General features: G+C 33.5%; 4 protein-coding genes. 2 read left to right on the top strand and 2 right to left on the bottom strand.

What is annotated here, in order from left to right; genetic code table 11:
- Positions 1–269: 269 nt before the first annotated feature.
- Entirely contained in the window at positions 270–965 is a 696-nt protein-coding gene (locus tag HN894_03085; GenBank protein MBT7142296.1) for a hypothetical protein, read from the bottom strand.
- A gap of 822 nt (positions 966–1,787) precedes the next feature.
- On the bottom strand, positions 1,788–5,963 hold the full coding sequence (locus HN894_03080; GenBank protein MBT7142295.1) for a T9SS type A sorting domain-containing protein: 4,176 nt from the start codon (positions 5,961–5,963) through the stop codon (positions 1,788–1,790).
- 308 nt (positions 5,964–6,271) lie between these two features.
- Here HN894_03080 and HN894_03075 point away from each other — a divergent pair, with 308 nt between their 5' ends.
- On the top strand, positions 6,272–6,739 hold the full coding sequence (locus tag HN894_03075) for a hypothetical protein (GenBank protein MBT7142294.1): 468 nt from the start codon (positions 6,272–6,274) through the stop codon (positions 6,737–6,739).
- A 35-nt stretch (positions 6,740–6,774) separates the two neighbouring features.
- Entirely contained in the window at positions 6,775–10,290 is a 3,516-nt protein-coding gene (locus tag HN894_03070) for a T9SS type A sorting domain-containing protein (GenBank protein MBT7142293.1), read from the top strand.
- Positions 10,291–10,355: the final 65 nt, after the last annotated feature.

Raw genomic sequence — 10,355 nt, 5'->3', positions numbered from 1 at the left:
TGTTTATTACCTCAATGTTTTTGAAAAGTGAAAGATTTACTACCATAATACATATTATCGAATTTAACTATATTTCTTACAATCTAGCTTTTTTGTCCAATATTTTCTTCCTTCAGGACTGAGGCAAAAAATATTGGACAAAGAAGCGGTTATATCTAAGTATTCTCCAAACAAATGTAGGCATAGTTTTCGCTTCTTTTTTCAAAATGGAAAATTTTATTGAAATTTCACGGAAATATCTACACGGATTGCAAATTCATGCTGACGGATTAATAAACAAAACGATCATGAAATAATTGTGATTCTTTAACATTAAATACACGGCGAAAAACCATGTCATTTATTTTTAAACGATAGAATGGGAGAAATTCTAGAGTGTCAATTCTTTTTTCTGCATATACAAAATAATCGCTAAAATCAGTCTCAATATTGAAATAATTAGCATTTTTATTTTTAACATAGTATTCTTTTGTTTTAAGTATATTATTGTCAACAGGCCTAAACGTTTCATATTCTATATAAAGGCTCTTAATGTCATTATAATACATTAGAGCCAATGAATCTCTAATTTCATATCTGTCCTTATTGTTAATTACTAAAGTGAATTTGTTATACTCATCTACATATCCATAAGCTCCAAATTTACCAAGATAATTATTGGAATTTTTCATATTAAAATACCTAAGGTTTGAAGTTTTAGTATCTTCATTAACAAAAATATCTGCTGAGTCTATATTGAACTCAGAAATAAAAACTAGTTGCTTTTTGTCCAATTTCTTAAGTTTTCCTTTTGCTACCTTCATGCTACATTTTTGAGGATAGAAATACAAAATACTATCTTGTGATATTTCAACAATGCCTACATTCCGAACAGCTTTATACCACAAATATTTACTAGAAGCACAATAATTAAAGGCAATTGCCAAGAGAAGAATTACTACCATTATGACTAATCGATTTTTCATTACCTTGCAATATTTATTGATTCCCAGCTCGTGCAGATTTGCAATTCGCATGTCCAAAATAGCTATTTTCCACCAGGCATTTGTATGTTCTAATCTCAGTATTCACAAAACAAATGTAGGAATAGTTTTTTGGTTTTGTTTGAAAAAATGAAATTGTAGTTATTAGAAAGCGAAGTTTGAAAACTTCGCTTAGCCAATGTATAGAAAGTTCTCTATTCAGAAATCCATATTGTTTTGACCCCAAACCGATTTGTCGGCAAATTTTGCCTCTGTCCTAAAGGATGATTTCCCGACAAATCGGTTTGTTACATTGCATTATATAAATTAGATATTTGTTGCAAAACACTTTCAAGATTGTTTATTACCTCAATGTTTTTGAAAAGTGAAAGATTTACTACCATAATACATATTATCGAATTTAACTATATTTCTTACAATCTAGCTTTTTTGTCCAATATTTTCTTCCTTCAGGACTGAGGCAAAAAAATATTGGACAAAGAAGCGGTTATATCTATGTATTCTCCAAACAAATGTAAGAATAGTTTTCACTTCTTTTTTCAAAATTGAAAATTTTATTGAAATTTCACGGAAATATCTACACGGATTGCAAATCCGTGCGAGCTGAGTTAAACTTTCTAAATAGTTATCTTGTTATTTTTTAATCACACCGACTATATGTTAGCGTGAGCGTAGTTTTGGGTGATTGTATGAGTTGTGTTGAAAAAGATTTCACATATTTTTTAAAAGAAAAAAGCGTAGAATTTATTTTCTACGCTTTTGGTAATTTGTAATTCAATTTATGCTATTCAGTTGGGTAATGTTTTAGTGAATTACAATTTTTTTGGTAGATTTAAAGTTGTTTGATCTTATTCCCAGAATGTATATTCCTTTTGGTAGATTTCTTGTATAGATAGTTTCGGAAAATTCCCCATTATAGGATTTTAAAATTTTATTAAAAATCGATTGACCAATAATATTTTCAATTCCAATTTCTATATTTTGCTCGGAGCGAGAATTAAAACTAATATTGACCTGCTCTTTTGCAGGATTTGGAAAAATCTTTATTTCTGAAATATTTGAAAGCTCTGCAATATTGCTGCCAATACTTATTTCAATTTCTTTTGTAATGGAATCGCTTCCGCATGGATTTATAGCTGTCAAGCCAATGGTATAATTTCCTTCAGCAAATGTATGTACCGGATTTTCAAGCTCTGAAAATGTTCCATCACCAAAATTCCAAAGAACATTGAAACAATCGCTTGATAAATTATTGAAAGTTACAAACGTATCAACTGAAATGTAATCAAAATCACAAACCGGCATATTAATAAAGACATGTCCGGTAGCTTCAGTAAGAGGACTATAACAATCTTGACCTTTTAGTTCCCAATCGTAGAAAAAATAATAATAGCCATAAGGGCTACTTGATGCACTGCTATGTTTTATTTTTATTAAATCACCAATATCATATGGATAGTTTATTCCATTATTGTTTCTATAAAGGGAGGGGGAAGTTGGTCCGGCTAACTGATAGTTGGTTCCTGGCTGAATTTCCCAATTCAAAGTAATTCTACTTTCTCCATCAGGAATTGAAATTGATGTTGATTCAAGAACTATTGAATTTGCATCTCTAAGTTGAATAATTCTATTTGAAGTGCCATCTGCATAAACTTTTACAGAAGTTAGGATAGTGGGTGCAAAACAATCAAAAACCAAATAATGAGAAGCATTTGCTGTAAACATAGAACCACCACCGGAATTGTCAAATTTCCCACCAAATTGAGACGCAGCCTCAACTACATTCTCTGCGTAGAAACTAGTAGTTTCAATTAAAAATGGTGAGGTATATGAAGAACCTGTATCAAGGAAATTTGTAGCGAGCGAATCTGAATACCAATTAACAATTCCGCTGGCATTTGCCGAAAAAGTTACTTGCCCTTCGCTACAGACGGCGATATCTTCAATCACGGGCAATTCCGGACGATCAATAATTATAATTTGTGATTTTATAATAGTATCGCTGCCAAAACTATTTATACTGATAAGTGTTACATCAAAAATCCCGTTCGTGTTATATACATGCAGTGGATTTTGAAGTGTAGAAAACGTACCATCTCCGAAATTCCACAACCATTCTGTTGGTCCATTCATTGAAGCATCCATAAATTCAATTATACCATCGCAACTTTCTTCATTTGAAAATAAGAAATCCGGTAAAGGTGGCGTATTCGGATAATTACATCCCCAATCTAATTCGAAGCCCGATTCGGTTACGCCAGCGTCTGTTTTTTGTATTAAAGTTACTGAACCATATGTCGAAACTATTGTTCCTCCATTTGGCATAGACGTTCCTGTATAGCCACCAATTAAATTCCCAAGAGAAATATCGCCATCGTAAATAAATAGAGTATCAAAATCTAATTCGAAATGAAATGAACTGAAATCTAACACTATGCTTGAGGCTCCATCGGGTTGAATTATGAAAGTACCGTATGTGTTGTCTGTATAATTTCCATCGCCGCCATTATCGTAAAGTTTTCCAAAACAGAAATCCGATGAATTAACACCACTTGCAGGTACATAGAATTTGCAATTTTCGTCTATTGCAATAGTTTTTGAAACAGAATCGGAGCCTCCTGGTCCAACTACAGTTAATGTAATTATTTTATCGCCCGACGAAAGATATTGGATATTGTGAGGTCCTGAAACTGTGCTTGTTGCAGGAATAGCGTCTATTCCAAAATCCCATTCATATGAAGTAATATTTCCTGTCGAGCTATCAAAAAAGCTTACACTATCGGCAAGACAAAACATGCTTTCACCGATAAAATATTTTGCTTTTGGGCAATCTCCAACTATCGTAATTGTATCGACATAAGGTTTAAAATTGTGCTTCGAGATGGTAAGCAAACCCAATTGTCCGGCAATAGGATCTAAATTTATTGTTCCTGCTCCATTTACTAATTGGATTGTTTCAATTAATTCGTCGTCCACAACAAAAGTTGCGATAGCATCAAGGCATGAGCAATTCGAAATAGACAGTGAAGCTATAGTCCCACAAACTACCGAAGTATCGTTTGTAGCTGTAATTTGTATTGGCATTTCTGTCCACATTTTCATTGCCGGATCGCCAAAATAGTGGATAAGTTCGCTTGTTGTTTGATTAATATCCCAGGTTTCTGTCATTCTTAAAAGTCCATGATTTTTGACATCTCCCATTGTTACTATAGGATCATGGGCAGTATAGTTCGGATTTGAAATTCCGCCAGAGCCTGTAAATTCAGGAATCATTCCCGGGTTTGCCCAAATGGCATCAAAAAAGCCAATTGCCAGAGCATCATTATATCCGCTATAGCTAACTTCCGCATGGCCAAAAACTCCAACTGCTCCACCATCTGCTTTCCTAAGAAATTTCTCTGAAAAGCATTCGTCTTCCAAAAATTTGCCTGTCAAGCAGTTAATACTAAATACAACTGGCAATAAGCTTCCGTTTGTTAAATTGTCGATATGGGTTTTATCGAAATATGGATCTCCCCATCCGTTTTCAAAACCATGGTCGCGATGCAAAACATAAAAAACTCCATTATTAATTTCATTTATTATCTGTGTAGCATTTCCATCCCATGGGAAAGTTGGTTTCAAAAGGTAGCTTGGTAGTGGTTCGCCTGCCGAGTATAAACCATTGTTCCAGTTTGTTGGATCGACATTAGATCCTGTGTAATATGCTCTTGTTACATTTATTGTAGTATTATTACTGATATAATCGTAAACATCTTCGCTGGTTTGTGCAAATCGGCGTTCGGCATATCCATTGGTACTCGATTCTTGAAAGTATGCACAATTTAAAGCATTGGAATAGAAATTTGCATTTGTTACCGGGTATTTTTCATAATTAATTATTTTATCAACAACTAAATGTGCCTCTGCTCCCGATTTCACTGAAATTCGTCCATATGCCATATCTGGGGTAAAGTCAGAAGCACCATCCATGCATGCATAATAAAGATCGCTTGCAAAATTTGAAACTATTTGTCCGGGAACATTTTCATGGTCTCCAATAATCAAAAAATAATCAGGTTTTGGATCCCACAAGCTATATCGTGTGTGAATTTCGTTTTTCACGGAAGTGCTTGACCAATTGTTATTGAGAATTATTTCTACAGAATATCCTAATTGCCGCTTCCATTGTGCAAGTTTTTGTGCAGCCATGAAATATTCCGAAATGGTTAATATCAAGTAATTTTTTGATGGATTTAAACTTTTGTCCAAATTAACATTACTGTCCTGAAATTCTTTTATCTCATTTTTAATGCTATTTTTATTTACGAAAGTATTCGCATAATTTTTCTTGAAGAAATCGGAATGAATTGAATGATTCAGAAAATTTTTTCCTCCGGAAAAATTCACTTTATATTCTATTTCTGAAAATATTCTAATTTCGTTTCTTGCCGGATTATATTGAATTGGTCTTATTTGAACAACTGCAATATTCATTCCTCTTATTTGTATAATTTCGACTATCTCAACCGGCGATTCAGGATAAAAAATATCTTTTGCATAAAAATCCTCGTCAATTTCAAATTCCGGTTCTTTCGCTCCACGAGTATCAAGAGCTGGTTTTAGTGCCGGATAAATCTGATAACCATTTTTGCTGATAAAGGATTTTTTTACAATTTCTATTTCGTATTTTGCATCTATAGGAATTGCTACTAAATCGTTGTGGCAGGGTAGGGCAGGCTTCCCAACATTTTTCATATGAGTAAAGCCTTCTAAACTTATCATTTGAAAATTTTTGCTAATTTCTTCTTTTGTTGCAACAGAAAAGGAAGAAAATTTATAGTCTATCGAAATTCCATCTGAGTGATTATCATTAATCGCTCGAAGGGGTTCAGTATCAGAAAAACTGTTTGTTTCCTTGTTAAAGGAGATAAATTTGTTTTGCGAGTTTGCCAGAAGCACTGTGAAAATCAAACTCAAAAGTAAAAGTTGTTTCCTCATAATTTAATAATCTAATTTTTTGCTAAAATACAATTTTTTTTTTAATAGACTACTCGGTCTAGTTTTATTAAAAAAAAATATGCTTAACTAATTCGAATTATTAAGTTTTTGAATCGATAAGGAATAGCACTCATTATGAAGCCCTTTTCTTTTTCTACTGAATTCATTAAAAAAACAATCGATAAATCATTCATATCGATTTAGGATTTATGCAACTTATAATCCCTAATATCGTCTTCAATTCGTTGAATTAATTTTTTTGATAAAAATGTAATACTTTTACGAACTAAGTAATAATAAAATTTTGTATGATGTTAAAACCTAAAGGTGTAATTTTCAGTGTTATACTATTGTGTTTGCTGATAATAGACATATCTGCTACAGCACAAAACAAATCTTCAGATATATTTTCTCCGGACAATCGTCTCTTTGATTGTTTTGAAAACTCGTATATCGAAATGCTGCAAGAAAAAAATCCTTCATTAATAATGTATTATAACTTTTTTCTTGATAGTTCATATTATGTTGTAGATCTTCCTGCGGAAAAGCAAGAATTTGTAAATAAATTGGAAAGTTTAGATTTAGGAAACGATCAAGATATAAAATGTGTAAATGTCCTGAAATATGATATTAAACTCGATTTCGAGAAAATTACATATTTCCGTCTTGGAAACACTCAAAAAATGATTGTTTTTTATTCGGGCAAAGAATTGTTCGAAAAATATAATGACTATCGTCGATCTTATGGTTTAATAGACGAATCGCAAGAAAAATAAATATAATTATCTGAAATTTTTATACATAAAATACTATGAAGAAGATATTATTTCTCTCAATAATTGTTTTTTACTCACTTATTAGTTTTTCGCAAACAAGTTATGAGATGGATACCTACAATGGCCAGACAGTAACAACATGTAGCGGAACATTTTTTGATAGCGGAGGCGCAGGTGGCAACTACGCACCGGGCGAAAGTTTGATTACAACCTTTTGTCCTGCAACTGCAGGTACAGCCATTTCTTTCGATTTTTCGCTGTTTAGTCTTTCAAGTGGAGACCAGTTGCAAGTTTTTAATGGAACCACTACGGCGGCACCAAGTTTTGGAACTTTTGGCGATGTGTTTTCACCTGTTGGAATGGGTGTTATTGCTTCTGCTACAAATCCTTCGGGCTGTTTAACTTTCGAGTTTACATCAGGAGCCGGTGCCAGTTCAATTGGTTGGGAGGCTGCTATAAGTTGTGCTACACCCTGCCAAACTATTCATGTTGGTCTTCAATCTTCAATTCCTACCGCTGCAAATAATTATATTGATATATGTCCTGGCGATGCTATAACTTTTGTTGGAACCGGTATTTTCCTTGAGAATAATGCAGTTTATTATCAAAGCAATTTAAACTCGTCTTTCGAATGGGATTTCTCGAACGGAACAATCGGGAGTTCACAATCTGAAACAGTAATATTTAATGATCCTGGAGGATATAACATCGATTTGACTGTAACAGACCAAAATGGCTGTGTTAGCTCAAACGATTTAGGCTTAAGAGTTCGTGTAGCAACCGATCCTACATTTGTGGGCACTATGGTTTCCGACCCTGTTATCTGTCATGGTGATCAATTGCAACTGATAGGTCAAGTCAATCCAAGTCCATGGGAAGTTTCTGCAGAATTAAATTGGGCAGATACAACATTTTTGCCAGATGGGAGTGGAGCCTCTTACACAACTTCTCTAATTTTCGATGCCTTTGCTACAGGTCAAACATTGACAAGTGCAAACGATATTCTCGGAATTTGTGCAAATATGGAGCATTCGTACCTTGGCGATTTACATATTACTATAGATTGCCCAAATGGACAATCTGTTGTATTGAAATCTTATCCGGGTGGAGGCGGAACATTTTTGGGCGAACCCATTGATGTAGATACTGATTTAAATCCTGGAATTGGTTGGGATTATTGCTGGTCGGCAAATCCAACTTATGGAACAATGAATGCTGAATCTGGTTCGTATAGCACCTTACCTTCAGGAAGTTATGCTTCTATTGATCCACTTACGAATTTGATAGGGTGTCCTTTGAATGGAGCATGGACCATAGAAGTTACAGACAATCTTCTTTCTGATAATGGATATATTTTTGGATGGGGAATAAATTTCGATCCAAATATTCTCCCGGCTAATTGGACATTTAGCCCTGATTACCCTTCGCTAATGTGGGATGTGAGTACACAATTTCTAATTGGGAGCAATGGTGGAACAGTTACTTTAGAACCTGATACAGGAATTCAATCAGTCGATTTTATTGTAACAGACAGCTATGGTTGCCCATACGATACTTCCATTACTTTTGAAGTTTTACCAACTTATATTGTCGATTTCGGACCTGACACAACTTTATGTTCTGACGACATTTTATTATTAGACGCTACAAATGGAGGTACAAATACAGGTGCAATTTATGTTTGGCACGATAATATGGGAAATTCCGGTACTGGACCTAATTATACAGTTGATAAACCAGGAACTTATTGGGTAGAAATTCCAAATATTCAGAATTCTTGTGGACACACCGATACAATTACCGTTTCATTTAATGATATGGAATTAGATCTCGGCGTTGATCTTGAAAATATTTGTATAACTCAAGCTCAAACTATTGGTCTGACTGTCCCAAATGCAGATTCTTACCTTTGGTCAACAACAGCTACCACTGATGTTATTACAGTATATAGTTCAGGAACATACTCAGTTACTGTTACACGAGGAGAATGTATTGAAGTTGATGAAATCAATGTTGAATTTGACTATACACTTTCAATAAATCTTGGAGCCGACCAAAATCTCTGTACTGGAAATTCTATTATTCTCGACCCTGGATATAGTGGATACAATTATCAATGGTCTCTTCTTCCAAATTCAGCAATAATAGCAACTTCACAAGAGCTTGAAGTAACAAACGGTGGAATATATAGTGTTTCTGTAACAAATGCTTGCGGAACATATATTGATGAAATTGAAGTATCACTAATAACACTTCCTGTAGTAGAATTAGGGACTAATGCTTCTTTTTGTTATGGCACTGCTGTAGAATTAGTTGCAAGCTACCCAAATTCAACGGTTCTATGGTCAGATGGCTCAATGTTTCCAACATTATTGGTTGATACTGCCGGATTTTACGAAGTTTTTGTAACTAACCAATGTGGAACTACATACGATAATATTGTTCTCGAACTTGACTTTCCTTTAAATTTAGATTTAGGAAATGACACCTCAATTTGTAGTGGAGATACAATAACTTTAGACTGTGGCTTTGCAGATGAAATATACTTATGGTCTAACGGAGAAACTAACCAAAGCATAGAGGTTTCGAGTCCGGCTGCCTATGTTGTTACAATTAGTAATACTTGTGGTAACTTTTTCGATTTTGTAAACATTGATTTTATTCCTGAATTAAATTTCAGTTTAGGAAACGATACTTTTATTTGTAGTGGAAATTCACTAACCCTTGACCCTCAAATATCTGCATTGAGCTATTTATGGTCAACCGGAGAAAATACTCAGTCAATTGATATACTAAGTGCTGACACATATACACTTACAATAACGAACGAATGCAAAACTCAGGAATCCTCAATAAATATCTATGTTTTTCCTACATTTATAGACCTTGGTAATGATACTGGAATTTGCGAAGGGCAATCAATTATTTTTGATGCTGGAAATTATTCAGGATCAGAATTTATTTGGTCAAATGGAGAAAGTAGCGAGACAATTGAACTAATGCTTGCAGGAACTTATTCTGTTAGTGTAACAAACTATTGTGGAAATGCAGAAGGTTCAATAAATTTAGAAATTTACCCAAATCCATCAGTTTTTATTGGAAATGACACTATTATTGAAAGCGAAGAATCCTTTATAATAGATGCTGATAGCGGATTCGAATCATATTTATGGTCAACCGGAGAATCTACAGAAAGTATTGAGGTGTTCAGCACAGGAGAATATACATTAATTGTTACAAATGAATATGCTTGTACTGATATTGATACAATTGTAGTTGAAATTATTAGCGGAATCGGAAATCAAAATATGAAAGATGATATACAGATTTATCCAAATCCTGCAAGAGATGAGTTTTACATTTCATCGGAAAATCAAATTTTAGAAAGAGTAGTTGTCTATAATTCAATTGGTAAAATAATTATTTCTGAAAAAATAAATTCTAATATACATTCGATTGATATAAGCAAATTTTCCAATGGTATTTATTTTGTTCGATTAATTTCAAAAACTGGTGAAATTATTATTAAACCAATTCATATTATTAAATAGTTTTATTTTTTTTTATAGAAATTGTCAGCGACTAAAAACCAAAGTAAATTTGGTATTTAGTCGCT

Source organism: Bacteroidota bacterium (assembly GCA_018692315.1).
GTDB lineage: Bacteria > Bacteroidota > Bacteroidia > Bacteroidales > JABHKC01 > JABHKC01.
Note: the sequence above shows the minus strand (reverse complement) of the source record. Positions and strands in the feature narration are given on the sequence as shown.

What these genes read in the sequence shown, in the direction of transcription:
- HN894_03070 (MBT7142293.1), top strand. Translation starts at nt 6,775, where the DNA reads ATGAAGAAGATATTATTTCTCTCAATAATTGTTTTTTACTCACTTATT.
- HN894_03080 (MBT7142295.1), bottom strand. Translation starts at nt 5,963, where the DNA reads ATGAGGAAACAACTTTTACTTTTGAGTTTGATTTTCACAGTGCTTCTG.
- HN894_03075 (MBT7142294.1), top strand. Translation starts at nt 6,272, where the DNA reads ATGATGTTAAAACCTAAAGGTGTAATTTTCAGTGTTATACTATTGTGT.
- HN894_03085 (MBT7142296.1), bottom strand. Translation starts at nt 965, where the DNA reads ATGAAAAATCGATTAGTCATAATGGTAGTAATTCTTCTCTTGGCAATT.